The organism is Nitrosovibrio sp. Nv4 (assembly GCF_900215485.1).
In the GTDB taxonomy this organism is placed as follows: Bacteria; Pseudomonadota; Gammaproteobacteria; order Burkholderiales; family Nitrosomonadaceae; genus Nitrosospira.
Window position 1 is genome coordinate 159,552 of record NZ_OCMZ01000002.1, and the last position, 15,006, is coordinate 174,557.

General features: G+C 51.7%; 16 protein-coding genes and 2 tRNA genes. 9 read left to right on the forward strand and 9 right to left on the reverse strand.

Annotation, left to right across the window (positions count from 1 at the left end):
- Positions 1 to 53 precede the first annotated feature (53 nt).
- Positions 54 to 128 (forward strand) — tRNA-Gly (locus tag CRO05_RS08770).
- A gap of 138 nt (positions 129 to 266) precedes the next feature.
- Positions 267 to 340, forward strand: a tRNA-Cys gene (locus tag CRO05_RS08775).
- Between the two features lie 67 nt (positions 341 to 407).
- Here CRO05_RS08775 and CRO05_RS16115 read toward each other — a convergent pair.
- The 5 genes from CRO05_RS16115 to CRO05_RS08805 all read right to left on the reverse strand — a co-directional run bounded on the left by CRO05_RS16115 (position 408) and on the right by CRO05_RS08805 (position 5,079).
- Positions 408 to 725, reverse strand: a complete 318-nt coding sequence (locus CRO05_RS16115; RefSeq protein ID WP_097066859.1) for a tyrosine-type recombinase/integrase — start codon at positions 723 to 725, stop codon at positions 408 to 410.
- A gap of 1,676 nt (positions 726 to 2,401) precedes the next feature.
- Entirely contained in the window at positions 2,402 to 2,560 is a 159-nt protein-coding gene (locus CRO05_RS08790; protein ID WP_090877527.1) for a DUF3309 family protein, read from the reverse strand.
- A 209-nt stretch (positions 2,561 to 2,769) separates the two neighbouring features.
- Positions 2,770 to 3,072, reverse strand: coding sequence for a hypothetical protein (locus CRO05_RS08795; protein ID WP_097066861.1), 303 nt, complete (start codon positions 3,070 to 3,072; stop codon positions 2,770 to 2,772).
- A gap of 476 nt (positions 3,073 to 3,548) precedes the next feature.
- On the reverse strand, positions 3,549 to 3,743 hold the full coding sequence (locus CRO05_RS08800) for a hypothetical protein (protein WP_097066862.1): 195 nt from the start codon (positions 3,741 to 3,743) through the stop codon (positions 3,549 to 3,551).
- 400 nt (positions 3,744 to 4,143) lie between these two features.
- Entirely contained in the window at positions 4,144 to 5,079 is a 936-nt protein-coding gene (locus CRO05_RS08805; protein WP_097066863.1) for a calcium/sodium antiporter, read from the reverse strand.
- Positions 5,080 to 5,754: 675 nt separating this feature from the next.
- Here CRO05_RS08805 and CRO05_RS08820 point away from each other — a divergent pair.
- From CRO05_RS08820 to CRO05_RS08825, 3 genes are read left to right on the forward strand one after another with little or no spacing between them, the layout of a single operon-like run.
- On the forward strand, positions 5,755 to 5,991 hold the full coding sequence (locus CRO05_RS08820) for a hypothetical protein (protein ID WP_097066866.1): 237 nt from the start codon (positions 5,755 to 5,757) through the stop codon (positions 5,989 to 5,991).
- Positions 5,992 to 6,041: 50 nt separating this feature from the next.
- The gene (locus tag CRO05_RS15315) at positions 6,042 to 6,311 is read left to right on the forward strand and encodes a hypothetical protein (protein WP_143860901.1); all 270 of its coding nucleotides are present in this window, start codon (positions 6,042 to 6,044) and stop codon (positions 6,309 to 6,311) included.
- 28 nt (positions 6,312 to 6,339) lie between these two features.
- Complete coding sequence (locus CRO05_RS08825) at positions 6,340 to 6,615, forward strand: hypothetical protein (RefSeq protein WP_143860902.1); 276 nt, start codon at positions 6,340 to 6,342, stop codon at positions 6,613 to 6,615.
- 90 nt (positions 6,616 to 6,705) lie between these two features.
- Here the strand turns inward: CRO05_RS08825 and CRO05_RS08830 are convergent, their stop codons facing one another.
- The 4 genes from CRO05_RS08830 to CRO05_RS08845 all read right to left on the reverse strand — a co-directional run bounded on the left by CRO05_RS08830 (position 6,706) and on the right by CRO05_RS08845 (position 10,428).
- The gene (locus CRO05_RS08830; RefSeq protein WP_097066868.1) at positions 6,706 to 6,999 is read right to left on the reverse strand and encodes a hypothetical protein; all 294 of its coding nucleotides are present in this window, start codon (positions 6,997 to 6,999) and stop codon (positions 6,706 to 6,708) included.
- A complete protein-coding gene (locus CRO05_RS08835) occupies positions 6,996 to 7,679 on the reverse strand; it encodes a zinc metallopeptidase (RefSeq protein ID WP_200814343.1) in 684 nt (227 codons plus the stop codon). The genes CRO05_RS08830 and CRO05_RS08835 overlap by 4 nt, the downstream gene beginning before the upstream one ends.
- Positions 7,680 to 8,158: 479 nt before the next feature.
- Entirely contained in the window at positions 8,159 to 8,344 is a 186-nt protein-coding gene (locus CRO05_RS08840) for a CsbD family protein (protein WP_097066870.1), read from the reverse strand.
- Positions 8,345 to 8,499: 155 nt separating this feature from the next.
- Complete coding sequence (locus tag CRO05_RS08845) at positions 8,500 to 10,428, reverse strand: glycosyltransferase family A protein (protein WP_235001361.1); 1,929 nt, start codon at positions 10,426 to 10,428, stop codon at positions 8,500 to 8,502.
- Between the two features lie 379 nt (positions 10,429 to 10,807).
- Here CRO05_RS08845 and CRO05_RS08850 point away from each other — a divergent pair, with 379 nt between their 5' ends.
- The 4 genes from CRO05_RS08850 (at position 10,808) to CRO05_RS08865 (ending at position 14,961) form a co-directional block, all read left to right on the forward strand.
- Positions 10,808 to 11,806, forward strand: a complete 999-nt coding sequence (locus CRO05_RS08850) for a sulfite exporter TauE/SafE family protein (RefSeq protein ID WP_097066872.1) — start codon at positions 10,808 to 10,810, stop codon at positions 11,804 to 11,806.
- A 122-nt stretch (positions 11,807 to 11,928) separates the two neighbouring features.
- On the forward strand, positions 11,929 to 14,322 hold the full coding sequence (locus tag CRO05_RS08855) for a heavy metal translocating P-type ATPase (RefSeq protein ID WP_097066873.1): 2,394 nt from the start codon (positions 11,929 to 11,931) through the stop codon (positions 14,320 to 14,322).
- A 38-nt stretch (positions 14,323 to 14,360) separates the two neighbouring features.
- Positions 14,361 to 14,570 (forward strand): heavy-metal-associated domain-containing protein, encoded by a 210-nt coding sequence (locus CRO05_RS08860; protein WP_097066874.1) that lies wholly within the window; start codon positions 14,361 to 14,363, stop codon positions 14,568 to 14,570.
- Between the two features lie 79 nt (positions 14,571 to 14,649).
- Entirely contained in the window at positions 14,650 to 14,961 is a 312-nt protein-coding gene (locus CRO05_RS08865; protein WP_339389595.1) for a metal-sensitive transcriptional regulator, read from the forward strand.
- Positions 14,962 to 15,006: the final 45 nt, after the last annotated feature.

Here is a 15,006-nt window from a genome sequence, read left to right on the forward strand (position 1 = left end):
TTGCCTTTCTTGACAAAGATAGCAGCATCCTTATAATGCCAGATTGTTTTTTTGCGGGAATAGCTCAGTGGTAGAGCACAACCTTGCCAAGGTTGGGGTCGCGAGTTCGAGCCTCGTTTCCCGCTCCAGTTATTGGGAAAATGGATCCGTTTGCATGAGGCCATTGTTCGCAGATTATGCGCCTCTGCTGAAATCCGTTTTCCCTTTTTAGTTTTTGCTATTGCATTGCAACGGTGCGATGCGACCTATTGAGGTTGCTCAGTATTGGCGGGGTGGCAGAGTGGTTATGCAGCGGCCTGCAAAGCCGTGGACGCCGGTTCGATTCCGACCCCCGCCTCCAATATTCATGCGGTTCTTGAGTGGTTCCACGGTTATTTTTACCGTACTGTACCGCAAATATACGGCAGTCATCCGAACACTTTTTTGACTGCATTTTGTTTTTGCTCATCCGCAAAGTGAGCATATCGCTTGGTTGACGCCAGTGATTTGTGGCGCAGCAGTTTACCAGTAAGGTACAAGTCCACTCCATTCTGCACCAACCATGATCCGTAAGCGTGACGGAGATCATGGAACCTCAGGTCATCTCTGCCAGTGCGCGCTTGAAATACCGAGAGATCATGCGGTGACTGATCCCGATTGGTAGTGACCCGAGCGACAACTGGAGATTCCCGGGTAATGGTACAGTCTCTATGTTCACTCCAGCTTTCTGCTCGAACGCCAGCCACAAGTGATCTTTCTTAACGTGCTCTGGCCTCAGTCGCTGAATCTCTTCCGCGCGTAATCCACAATAGGCCGCTAGCCGTATAGCAGTTTTGCTATGTTCATTTGGGCAGGCATCAAGGATTGCATTGAGTTCGATCTGCGACAACAGGGGAACTCGTCCTTCTGTTTCCTTCAGCTTCAGCCTTCAGCGATGAGTAAGAAACGCCATCAAGCGCGCTGTCACAGTGAACCCCTGGGGCGGTGAACAACCGGACATTCTTTAGGATTTCCAGCAACAGCCAAGCGTGCAGAAGGTCGCGGAGTTTATGCTAAGGGAGTTATTGCCTGAAGAACGTATGGCGGTAGCGGGAGCGCTTGCAAAAGTCGCTCCCTCTATTTTTTCGCCTACTCCACCTGGTGGGAGATTGATCCGCCAATCGACTATCGAATTCATCTTATGGCAGATAATTCTCCAACGAGCGTTGAGGCCGAAAAAGAGCTTACTTAATACTTACCGCGCAGACTACTAGCTTCCACCGAATCAATGAGGCGGAGAACGGGGAGTGCTGGTGGTGGTTTTGCGGAGGAAGGTTGTGGCCCTTCGCAATCCCTATCTCATCTCCACAGCCTGTGCATCTGTAAATTCCCGGGTCTGGCGCGGCTACACCAGGCGAGTACTCTTTATCGAAGTTGGCATGCTGCGATTGATCTAAATGTTGAACGTACTTATAAAGCGCCATTTTTCCCTCTTGTTGTTGGATTGATAGTATTGGCTGCCATTGAAGAGCTGCCGCTTGCTATCTTATGAACCAGGAGGAAACGGTGGTATTGGACTAAGGTACACCTAGGTTTCAGCGTGGGTATTGTGGAGCATGAGATATGGGAATAGGAAAAAGAGGAGCGCCCAAGACGGCTTATAGAGGTATGTCCAGACGGCAGAAGGCCGCTTATTACTTGGCGGCCTTTATTACATTTTTCTCGATGGCAGTGATTTTTTTGTGCTTTGTGGCGGCCTGGAAAATATAGAAAGCCAGGCACTGAAGGTATATTTCTAGACCCTCAGGGGTATCCTCGTATTTGGGTTTGGTTTGAATCGGGATTCATTATTGGCAGGTATTAGCGTGGTTACTTATCATTAAAACGGGATGATCTTTTGGGCCTATGGAATCGAGAATTTGGCAAATTCTTTCTTGCCAGCTCGTCACTAGGCTTTTGTATTTGATAATACCATTGAGTGAATCCCCATCCGCTCATGCATAGTCCGCCCAATATTCCTGTCCAAAAAACAAAAAAATGGACCCAGACCTGCGTGGTCAATATATCAACTTTGGAATAGCAGAACCGTTAGAGGATCCGGGCTTGCCGGGAATAGATTGCAGCGAGGTTCGGGGGAATGATGAAAGCCTGAGAATGTTACAGTGATGATGAGCAGGATATTCCAGGCGCTGGGTTCCGGAATTCATGGAAGGCGAGGGGCGTATAAGTTGTTGCTGTGTTACTTCGGGGCCAATATCGGGTATCGGGCAATTCGGTACGACCTGAAGTGTCGGGAGCGGTGGTGATTGAGATTCGCGGCACGGCCTATAGAACCCTAGATGGGACCCATGACCTACCATAGCAGAGATGACCGATGAGATGGAAAAACATACATTAATCAGGTCGGCTGACACGCAATATGCATCGCTTTCAACTTAGCAAGCTAGATGTACCCCAACAAAATCAAAATAAGCACTATTAACAGCACCAATCCAATACCGCCACTCGGTCCATAACCCCAGCCGCTGCTGTAACCCCATCTTGGAATCGCACCCACCAGGGCAAGTATCAGCACAATTATAAGAATCGTTCCGAGAGTCATTTTGATTCTCCTCGTTTTGATTTGACATTTTTTATTATGCTCTTTTGACGAGTTTTATCTGTTCGGTGGCAAACGAAATACGATCGAGGCAATAATTGAAGGGTTGGCTATGGGGTGATAGGGTAGGGCTGGCGTTTATTCAGAAGAGGTTGAGCAATCGGCACGAGGCGGTGGGGTGCAGAGTATTGCTATGATCCGTCTGACTTTGTTCAGCTTTTCGCGCGCCTAAGCAGCCGCTCGACCTCTTCCTGATTGAGCACTTCCGCCTGAATGATGTCGCCGTCTATGGTTGTGATGATAACTTTTCTGCTACTTCGATATTTAAGGAATGCAACAATTATTGTTGAAAGGGCGCCCCACATGTATGGCGATAGCAGAACCTCAATAATCCCCGAAGCAGCCAGCGAGACACCCGAGCGCTGTTCTCGTATGGTGTATTTCAGGTCATGCTCATTTAGCAACAGGAATGGACCAAATCTATCTCTGAAGAGATGAACAGGAAGTGATTCCATATCTGTTTTATTTAGGTGACATGAAGGCAGGCAACTTACCTGGGGAATCGTCCGCTTGATTTAAAGCTAGACTCCAAACCCGTAGAATGCACTAATCGCAGCGCCTAAGATGTTGCCGGCTCCCCCGACGACTCCCAGCAACAATTCATCCTGGGACGCTGCGGAGCCTTCAAAGCTCGATAACTTGATATATTCGCTCCAGAATAAACACATCGACATGAAGCGTGTCATGGATTCTGTGCGCGCATCGCTACTTACTATGTTATGAACTAGGGGAAAGACGGTATTGGACTAAAGTACATCGGAGAACTGGTGTGGGTATTGGGGCGCAAAAAAGCCCTCTGGTGAGGGCGAGGGAAAACAAAAACTGGAATAGCGAGCTACTTGTTGTATTAAGGTAACGTCTGATTCTGGACGCAGGGACGGTAGAGTGAGGGCGATAAAAACCCGCCGAAGCGGGTTTTAGTTGTAGTAGTTCAGATCTGGTCTTTTGGAATTAGATTCCCGTTCGAAAGGGCCAGCAATAGCTTTGCAAGTTCTTCACCAACTTCTGGGGGCTGCGTTCGAATCACTTTTGCTAAAATTTTAGAAGATCGCTCAAGCTCTTCGTTCCATAGTTTGGTCACATGTTCTTCCGCCCCGTTATCCTTCCTGCCGTCGCTTTTTTCCATGTACCCCTCACACGGTTGATATTCGTTTCCTTAAGGTTTCGTGCGCAAAAAGCACATATACAAGGTATCGGATTGGGGGTGAACAGAACGTTAAATTTCTGTAAATTCTTTGTGATAGTGACCCTAAAAAACCGTCGGGTTAGGGTGGTTTAGGCTTCGAAGTAGAGTATTTCGCACTCAATAGAATATTTTTGTCAATGCTTCCCTAGAAATGCACGTATTTTTGATGAGTCAGGCTTGTGTTGCTCGCTTTGTTCACTACCGAGAGGTGGATTGCTCATTATCAAGGAGATTTTAATGATCGAGCCTGAGTTTTTTTATGCGCAAACATGCTTGGCAATGCTTTATTTTCTGTTTTCTTAGGCGAGTCTATCCTCAACCATTGGTATAAATATCTCAGTTAACGTGTAAGAGTCGCCACCACATAAGCCATGTAGGCCGCTAACAGGCAAAATCCTCGTTGCCGCGAGATGACACCGTTGCGCGGCAGGATCAGCAGCACGCTCAGCACACCGACTACCAGTGCAACAGAGACCTCTCTGGGGGGTGCCTGGATAGGGTGGATAACGGCGGCGATGCCGACGATCGCCAGTCCATTGAACAGGTTGCTGCCCAGTAAGATGCCCAATCCTAAATTGGCGTGACCACGCCAGCGGGAGAGTAGTGTGGTCACCAACTCGGGTAATGAGGTGCCGATGGCTACTACTGTCGCGCCAATCACATAGTTATGCATACCCAGTGCGGCGGCGATGCCGCTCGCGCCGGTTACAAAAAGATGCCCAGCCAGAAGCAGGCACGTTAACCCCACAAGAAGGAAGAGCCAAGCATGGGTAGGCTTGCCTGGTGATTCCGTATCGGCCTTCGTCGTGTCCCGACGATGCTTGGTCGCCTGCTTGGCAATCAAGACCAGCCAGAACGCGAATAGCATGAGCAAGAATGCTCCCTCTATACGCGACAACGTACCGTCGGCCGCAAGTACCAGCAGGAGGATGGGCACAGCCAAGGCAAAGATGAAGTCACGGCGCAATTCGTTGAGATGGGCGGGTAGTGTCCCGAACAGTAGTGCAAGCCCCAGAATCAAGGCGATATTTACCACGTTGCTGCCCAATGCATCCCCCAGACCAATTTCCGGTCTGCCGGCTATTGCCGCCATGGTCGAAACAGTCAGTTCGGGGCTGGAGGTTGCGAAAGCTGCCAGGGAAGTGGCCACCAGCAGTTTAGGAAGGCGCCACAAAGACGCTACGCCGAGCACACCCTTAAGAAAAAATTCTCCACCCAGTGCAGCCAATGGAATGGCAGCTAGCAAAGCAAGGAGATCAGTCGTGGAGAGGGGCATGGTCGTTATTTTGCTTTCCGGAAGACACCCACTGCTTATGCCTATAAGACACGATTTCCAATGAACAAATCGCGCTGAGGTACCTCACAGGCAACGGAACACGAACGCCACAATAATAGCGGTGGTATTGCGGCCAATAGCAATCCAAATCGATCTATCGCTCATCTTCGAAGAGCAGTTATAAGCAAGCAGCGGAAGCAAACATGTGCATGGAGAAAGCTCGTAGCAAATGGCGGAGGAAGCCCAGTAATCATAACCATTTTGCGCGTGCTTACCCACCGTCCCATAAAAATTCCAAGCTGCGCCGCTCTGGCTGCATGTGAGCCGTCTCAGCGCACGTAATACCATTGGTGACAACGAAACCATCATTGGGTCCTGCCGCAAGAATAGCGATGAGTATCGCCATGAGGTTGGCTACCGAGCTTTAATGCATCACCAACAAATGATCGCAACGCGAGCATTGCAATACATGTGGTTGCGAACGCAGGGGAGAGAGTTTCATTTCCTGATGGCAAGAAAAAAACCCATGCACGTGGGTAAGAAATCCGCGACTATGGATGGACTCACAATAAAAGCACGAAAATGTCACGTACGCGAAAGATTCATGGTTCTGCATCAGTGCGGCAACAAACAGTTGTCAAACTCGACGCTCCAGCACTAAAACCAGGAGCAAGTATGGCCAACTACGTTATTTATACGAGAACCGTCGCGGGATATATCGAGCGAGTCAGAGACTTTTCAAGCCATTATCCCCACCATCTTTTACATCGCTATTTTCACAAAGAATTGCTCGTTGGCTTCCCCGAGCACATCGTATTCTGGGCGAACCGTGAAGGCCCTAGCATGGGCGTCGCGCCGCAATCTGGGGATAAGCAAAACCCACTTGGTCAGGAGCGGGTTTTGGCCGGCTAACCCAGGGTTGGCGGTTTTCGAATACTGATAGTTGCAATTAATCAATCTATATGACAATCATAGTAGAAGTTTCCAGTCATCCGGGCGCACCGCTGGGCTATGTATTGGAGGCAAGCCGGAGACAGTTACTCATGCTGTTAATGGCGGGGAACGCAAACGGCACGGTTATCCAGGACGCGGCTACGGACGGAAATCCGAAAACGGAGGAGGCTTCTGCTGCCATCGGGGAGGAAATGGATCGATTGAAGTCAGGGGTTCGTGGAAGATGCGATGACGGAGTGGCCACATGTCATTCAGCAAGAACCGGCACAGTATGTTAAAACGCCTGAAACGAATCAGGAGAAAAAAATGCAATTACTATACAACCCTGATATATACCCGGATCAGATCCGGGAAATGATATTGCAATCAGGGCAGACCGGGATCGAGATCGCCAACCGGTGGATGATGGGGTGGCCGAAGCGAGTAGTGAACCTTCTGGTTCAGGATATGTACGAGGACGTGTTTCAGTATCAGCTTCTGCAGGAACAGGATGTGATCGCAAGGGCATCCAGCCTCAGCCATCTTGCGCCGATGGAGATCGTCGTGATGTCGGGCCTGAGCCTGGAGCCCCCGGAAGTGTAGAGGATTTCACCGACGCTGAAGTAGCGCGGGTTCGGTCTCTCGGAAACTCGCTTGGCTTCCCGACCCTCGCACCCACGCAGATTCCTCTCATCAGCCCTTGCTATCGCCAGGCAGGGCGGAAAAGATTTGCCCGATGGCCACGTGGCCTGTCCCTGGGGATCTTAGGGCAGCACTTAGCCCGAAGCTGCTGCGCTGGTCGATGCGGTGTTCGCCGATCTGGACCCGTTGTGCTTGCCTGATGCGCGCGTGCATCATGTTTGCCGCGACGCTCATCCCCAACTGGCCTGCCGATAAATATAACCCTGGAGTTATGGTAGAAAAATTGAATTCTTCGGCTGATCGCTCATTCTGAAGTTCACATTTTGCATATTTTAATTTCATCATCGGCGCAGAATCGCCCACCAGCGCGCTATGTTGAGGAGTGTCATCAAGGAAGCCGCAACGTACGTCCATGCCGCAGCATTTAGCAAACGTCGGGCGTGCGGCAAATCCCCATCGATCAGATAACGCTTCCGCTCCAGCATTGGTAAAGCCCGGGCGAAACTCGCATTCAATTCCATGGGCAAGGTGAGCGCGTGCACAAGCGTCGCACTTCCCAGTGTCAGAATGCCGCCGACAAGAAATAGCAATCCTGCCGCAGGAGATCGCAATATCGTCATAATTACAGGAGTCAGCATCAGGATACCGGCACCCAGTTTCTCCACAGGCGCAACCCATTGCACCAGCCTGGTACGCAAGGCAAAAAGCGGATAGTTATCCTGATCCTGGATCGCGTGGCCGACTTCATGCGCTGCAACCGCTATGGCTGTCAATGAACGGCCGTTAAACTTGTCCCGTGTGAGACGGACCACTTTTTCCAACGGGTCATAGTGGTCGCCCGATTCGGTTACCTCCACCCGGATATGTTGCAAATTGGCCTGATCCAGTAAATCGCGGGCGAGTTGTGCTCCCGTGAATGAATAGCGATCAGCCGGTTCACTATATTTTTCCATCGTATGTTTCACCCAGTAGGAAGGCCCGACAACCAGGAGAACGATAAAACAGACCAATATCAGATAAATCATGATGGGAAATAGTAAAAAAACAACTTTAATGGGGGCGGTCTAAATGACAACCGCTGTAGCTCAGGTTGACAAGCACTTATCATGATGTTTGATCTACAACGCTCGAAATAATTTCTTATTGTGAATCAAGTAAAGCTCGCAGGAGATAAGCCCGTCAAAATCAGTGGCAAAAAACACATTGGCTTGAAAGATGGGATGCGTGCACATGGTGAAGGCGTTCGAAATAGAAACGCTAGCGTCTCAAGCTGCAAAAGGGGGGCGGTTCCTTCTTCCAAGGCCGTCGTAGAGCTGGATGTCAGGCCTACTGATTTCGGGGAATGCTGCCTGCTGGACAAAGTACATTCGAGTTTTAGTGCGGTATTTGCGAGACCTGGTGGTAGAAGTGGGGAGGGAAGTGTTACTACTTAATATGGAACAGCAAGGCAATAAAAACCCGCCGGAGCGGGTTTTGAGGGGAGAAGAAACTGGCAAACGACGCTCTAGAGCTTGTCGGCAGCGTCTTTGACCGATTCCTTGGCGTCTCCAACCCCTTTCTGTATTTTGCCTTCCCCCTGTTTGGCGAGCCCTTTGGCTTGCTGTTCTTTGCTCCCTGTCAACTCGCCCATGTCCTGTTGGGCCTTTCCGGCGATATCTTTCGCAGTACCCTTAATCTGATCCTTATTCATCGCAGTTCTCCTTTAGCGTAATGATGTAACAGGACCCCAGATTAACAGATGAGCCCTATTTTTACTGTTCGGTAGAACACAGATAGAGCCGCCAGGGACAAGGATGGCTGAATGAGGCGGGAAAGAACAGGCAGAAGTCGAGTGGCGCCGTGTTTTCACGTATTGTTTATTTCTGCCAGTTTGCGGCTTTGCAAGCGAGGCGACTCCGCTGCCGCGCTTGTTGCTCGCACGGGTTTCCTTGATGCTGAACCTATTACGCCACGGAAGAAATTAACCAGTTCCGGCACATGATGATCGAACGTGAAAAGGTGTCGTTGCTGCCAAACCCGCTCCCGGATAGTTTTCAATTTTTCGCGGTCCCGTAGCTGGGCGGCAAGCTCATCCATCGTATCAAAAAATATTCCGGTACCAAGCTGCTTCGACAATGTTTTCGTGGCGACGAGCGCGCCATCGTTTGCCTTTTGAAGCATCGGCAGACCGGCTGCCGCAAGGGTACTTAGCCGGGCCGGGTAGTTCAGGTCGTCCCAGTTTACCCTCCGGATTTCACCTCTATTGCCGCTGTCAAAGAGGTGCAGCCAGCCCGCGTCATATTGGGAAAATTCCGCAGTCCAGCTGCTTTGGTCTACGTTGGGATGTAAATGCAGGTACCCGGGCGCCAGCGCCTGGATTTTTTCGATCCACTGGAGCCACAGTCCATGCGTTATCTCTCCGTAAAAATGCAAATGAATGCCATGGGCGGCCAGCTCCGTCACATGATGCGGATGCAGGCCAATCGGTCGGCCGGGCGACACGGTATGAATTTCGCCGTCACTATCGAATGAGGAACGCAGTGGCCTGCGCAGCTGATCAAACCAGTCACGCTTGGGCAAGTCGCCGTCCAGCACATGGGTCGGCTTGCTTAGCGACAGGCCGGGAACGATGGTATCGAACCAGTCCCGCATTTCCGGGCTCGAGAAAATCTGTCCATCGGAACACTGGTGCAGGTCGATCAGTTGCGGCCAGGTTCCCTTTTCCAGGCAAATGAATGGCCCCTCCTTGAAATGCCAGACGAATGGAATGCCGGGAGTTGCCATTAATACCTCATGTGCAAACGGCACTGCCTGCCAGTTCAGCAACGCGTAGATGACATCCGGTTGGACCTGCCTTATCGCTTCGCGCCAGTTGTCCCGCGGCAGATCCTCGACATGCCCGAAAGGCACGGGTCCCACCGTGTTGAACCAGGTTGGATTCTGCATCCACAGGCCATACAGCTTGTGCCCCTGCTCTTCCAGTGCAAGCACGCGGTCGGCGTTGTACGCCAGTTCACCGACCAGAAGTATCTTCAGCCCATCGCTGGCTCCCGGCGTATCCGGCCGTTCGCGCATTGTGCGATAGTGGCTCGCCTCATCGATCGAATGGCCCACCGAGGTATGAAAGCGCATCGGTTCGTCGACACGGTAATGCGAGCGAAACGGATTAATGCCGCCTTCAGGCTCCTGCATGATCTTGTGCCGTTGCATCGGATGGGATACCCATTCGCAGGTGATGCTGTTGCTGCGAGCAAAAACGCCGAGGGGCCGCAGTTGCCCCCAGTAGAGCCGTTCCAGGTCATCCGATTCCAATTCTTTGCGCTCCAGCCAGCGAGCTGAAGTTTTTCGATGCATGCACTGTACCAGTTGCAAGGGAAATCCGGGAATCTGGCCGTCAGTGTGCCGGTTGTAATGGTGGCATACGCCGGAATAAGCCAATACGGCTCCCGTCTGCGTCTCAAGGCATGTCTTCAGATTGCGCAGATGATCCCGATAATAAACATCATCGCTCGGCAAGTAAGCGATAAGCGGCGCTTTCGCTTTGGAGATGGCTTCATTCAAGGCATGTCCAAGCCCATGGTTTTTTGCCCGCCGGTAATAACGGATGCGCCCGTCGCTCAAGTATGTGGATACCACTTCCGCTGTTGCATCCCGCGATCCGTCGTCGATAATTATTGCTTCCCAATCAGGCAGGACTTGCGACTGGAGGCTGTCCAGCGCACGTCCGATGAAACTTGCTTGCTGGTAAGTCGGAATCACTACACTGACGGATGGAGAGTATGGCTGCGTCATCATGTTTTCCTTCCTGGTTGCGCGTCCGGAGCCGGGCTAACTGCTAGGGAGATAGGTAAGTATAGTCATAAGGGGGCTATTCGGTTGAGCTTTTTGATTTGACTGTAATCGGATGGGATAAAAACTTTTTTCTGTTTGCAGAGGCAACGGTACTGGCCTGAATCACGAGGGGACCTTGTTCAGCGAGAATCAAGGGCCCTCGTGCATTGACCGGAACTGATTCTGTATACAGCCTGGGGGTATGCTTGACTTATACCCTATACAGGTATACGATAGTTTCGACAATGCGGGTTGTCTTAAATACTCCCTCCAATTTCATATTGTTACTACAGACGTTGGGTGATATGTGGCTGCCAAGTCGATACATCTGAAAATTAAGGGCATGCACTGCACGGGCTGCGAGGAAACCATCGAGAACGCCGTGGGTTGCTTGCCCGGCGTGCGAAAAGTCCGAGCGGACTATATCAAACAAATTGTCGATATCGAATTCGATAGCAAATCCATAGCAGAAAGCGGCATTCGCCGCGCAGTTGAAGAAAAAGGCTATCAGTTTGAAAGCGCATCCAAGTCTTCAAGTCAATATGTACGAAACGGACTGATTTTCTTGTGCTTCCTGTTGTTGGTGGGAGGTGTGACGTTCTGGGGCAAAAGCATGATTCCGGGTTTGGTGAGAGAAATGAACACTCAACTCGGTTATGCCATGCTGTTTTCGATCGGATTTTTTACCGGATTTCACTGTATCGGCATGTGCGGAGGCTTTGTAGTGGGCTATGCGAAAGCCATTGAGCCGCGCTCCACTGGCACCACGGCGATGGCTCATCTGATGTACGCCACCGGTAAAACGGCTTCTTATACGCTTATTGGTGGCAGTTTGGGTTTGCTGGGTTCCATTATGACCTTTACACCGCATATGCGGGGCGTTGGCACGCTTGCAGCCAGCATTTTTGTCATCGTTTATGGTCTGAAGATGCTGGATGTGTTTCCCATCTTACGTAACTTCACCTTGCGCTTACCTCGATTTCTCGTGCGAGGCGTATCAAATGAACTGCGTCAGCGACGCAGCCCCATGGTCATCGGGCTTCTAAATGGTTTAATGCTGGGTTGCGGTCCCTTGCAAGCCATGTACATCATGGCTGCCGGCACCGGTAGCGCGCAGGAAGGCGCTACGATGCTGTTCTTCTTTGGTCTGGGCACCCTGGTACCGCTCCTGAGTTTTGGTCTGATCGCAAGCTCTGTATCAAGAGACATAATCAACCTGCTTGTTCGCGCATCCGCCATTTTGGTTATTGCGATGGGGCTGATGATGGCGGACCGGGGACTCAAACTGACCGGGTCCGGCTACGCGACTTCAGCTCACTATCCTCCCGCTGGCAGCAGATAACGCCAGCGGATAACTATCTTGAATCAAATGACGCCACCCGTCAGCGCTAAGCGTGGTCGGATGGACTGCATCGCGGGCGAAATTGAGCTAAATATTATTAATCTTCGAGATAACGAAAATTCATGAACTCGGTTGCGCTTAAACAAATCGAACTGCCCATCGAAGGCATGACCTGTTCAGCCTGTGCGGCGCGCATCGAAAAAAATCTGAATAAGCTGCCCGGCGTTCGTGCGGTGGTCAATTTTGCCAACGAAAAGGCACGCGTGGAATTTGATGAATCTACCACTCCACCTGAAGAGTTGGTCCGATCGATTGAGAAAGCCGGGTTTCATGTCGTTCCGCAATCGGTACAACTACAAATCAGCGGAATGACCTGCGCCGCATGCAGCGGGCGTATAGAAAAGGCATTGGACAAGCTTCCCGGAGTCACTGCTTCTGTCAACCTGGCCACGGAGGTAGCTCACGTCAGCTTCAGCCCTGGTACGGCGTCAGTGGATGACGTGATTGCTGCCGTGTCCAGGGCAGGTTATGGCGCCAGTGAAATTAGTGAAGCCAGTCGCGCCAAAGAAAAAGCCCGGAAGCTTGCGGTGTACCATGCCGAACTTCGCATGTTCTGGGTTTCAGCTGCGCTTACCCTGCCGCTGATGCTGCAGATGGGTCCCATGTTCTGGGGCGATCATGCTGAGTTCCTGCCGCGCTGGCTGCAATGGCTGCTAGCAACCCCCGTACAGTTCTGGGTGGGCAAACGCTTCTATATCGCGGCATGGAATGCGTTGCGCGGCGGTGGCGCCAACATGGACGTGCTGATCGCGCTGGGTACCAGCATGGCGTACTTTTTCAGTGCGGTCGTCACGCTGCTGGCACTGGATCAGCATGTCTATTTCGAGGCAAGCGCGGCTATTATCACGCTGGTACTGCTGGGCAAGCTGATGGAAGCGCGCGCCAAGGGCAAGACTTCCGCCGCCATCGAAGAACTCATCAAACTGCAACCTAAAACCGCCCGGGTAGAGCGCGACGGACAAATAGTCGAGGTAGACGCAAGTACTCTCAAGGTTGGCGACATTTTTATCGTGCGCCCAGGTGAGAATCTGCCAGTGGATGGCGTTGTCATCGAAGGCGCCTCCAACGTGAATGAGGCAATGCTGACTGGCGAAAGCCTGCCTGCCGCAAAACAGGTGGGGGCGAAAGTCTACGCGGCAACCACGAATCAGCAGGGTTTGCTCAAATGCCGCGCCACCAGCGTTGGGACTCATACCCAGCTTGCGGCAATCATTCATCTGGTAGAAGAAGCGCAGGGCTCCAAGGCGCCGATCCAGCGATTGGCCGACGTCATTTCGGGCATATTTGTGCCGGTTGTGGTGATCATCAGTATATTGACGCTGATCATCACGTGGTGGCTGGCAGGTGATTTCGTTCCTGCTCTCATCAACGCTGTGGCGGTACTGGTCATCGCCTGCCCTTGCGCGTTGGGGCTGGCTACGCCAACCGCGATCATGGTGGGAGCAGGACGCGGTGCGCAAGCCGGCGTGCTGGTAAAAAATGCCGTCGCGCTGGAGCAGGCGGAAAAAATTCAGGTTCTGATCCTGGATAAAACCGGCACCCTTACAGAGGGCAAACCGGCAGTCACGGATATTGTTCCAGCAGGACCGATTACAGAGCATGCGCTGATGCAGGTCGCCTCAACACTTGAGCAGGGCTCGGAACATCCGCTCGCAAAAGCAGTAATGGAGCGTGCGGAGAGTATGAATATCCAGCCGCAAGCCATAAGCGATTTTGCGGCCGTTACCGGTAGCGGGATTACCGCCCGGATAGGTGGTGCTGAATATATCGTGGGTTCACCCAAATTTTTGCGCGAGCGCGGCGCGGTGACTGATGACAATCCGATAGCTGATCTCCAGGCGGAAGGCAAAACCGTCATAGGCGTGGCCATTGTATCCAGTGACCCTCCCGAAGTGCTGGGTTATCTCGCCATTGCCGACCGCTTGCGGAGCACGTCCAGGCGGGCGGTGGAAAGACTGCAATCGATGGGTATTGAAGTGATGATGCTGACCGGCGATAACGCCGCCACCGCTGCGGCAATTGCAAGGCAAGTAGGCATTACCGCTTATCGCGCCGAGGTGCTGCCACAAGACAAGGCCGCCGAAGTGGGCAAAATGAAGGCTGATGGTCAAGTTACGGGAATGGTGGGGGATGGTATCAATGATGCTCCGGCGCTGGCCGCCGCCGATGTGAGCTTCGCAATCGGCGCAGGTTCCGACGTGGCGATAGAAGCAGCAGACATCACCCTCATGCGCGACGACCTGATGAGCGTGGCTGACGCCATCTCGCTCTCGCGGGCGACGCTGGGAAAAATCCGACAGAATCTTTTCTTCGCATTCATTTATAACGTGCTGGGTATACCGCTGGCGGCGATAGGGCTGCTTAATCCTGTGATTGCGGGAGCTGCGATGGCGATGAGTTCGGTCTCCGTAGTAAGTAACTCATTATTGTTGAAACGGTGGCGTGCTGGTATTTGATTTGTCCGTTACTCAACTTGACCAAAAGGAGTCAGGAAATGCAAACAGAAGTTATCAGAGTTGATGGAATGAATTGCATGGGTTGCGTCAATAAGGTGAAAACCGGGCTGGAGAGTATAGCGGGAGTGAAGCGGGCCGATGTTTCGCTGGAACAGAAGCAAGTCATCCTGCAGTACGACGAAAGCGAAGCCGACCCGCAGCAGTTCAGGCTTGCTATCAGAAACGCGGGTTTTGAATCCATAAGTTGACCGCTCTACTGCTATGAATTGTTATTAAATTCAAGGAATAGAAACAATTAATTGAAGAATCACTTTAAGGATGTCTATTTTGAAGCCGCCAAGTAGCAAGAAGTCATGTCATACACCGCAGACGGTGGTGCAACCGGACAAAGAAGCCTTGATAAAGCGTCTTAACCGCATCGAGGGCCAGGTACGTGGGGTCAACAAAATGATAGCGGAGGATCGTTATTGCGTTGACATCCTGAACCAGGTCTCCGCGCTGCAATCGGCGCTGGACGCTGTCGCCATGCTGTTATTGGAGAACCATACCCATGGCTGTATGCAGAGTGCTATCCAGTCCGGTAAAGGTGATGAGGTTATTGATGAGTTGATGACTGTCGTGCGGAAATTTGCACGGTAGCGGGAGTCCGGCATTTCAATAGGGTGTCGCCCCATCTTGTAAATA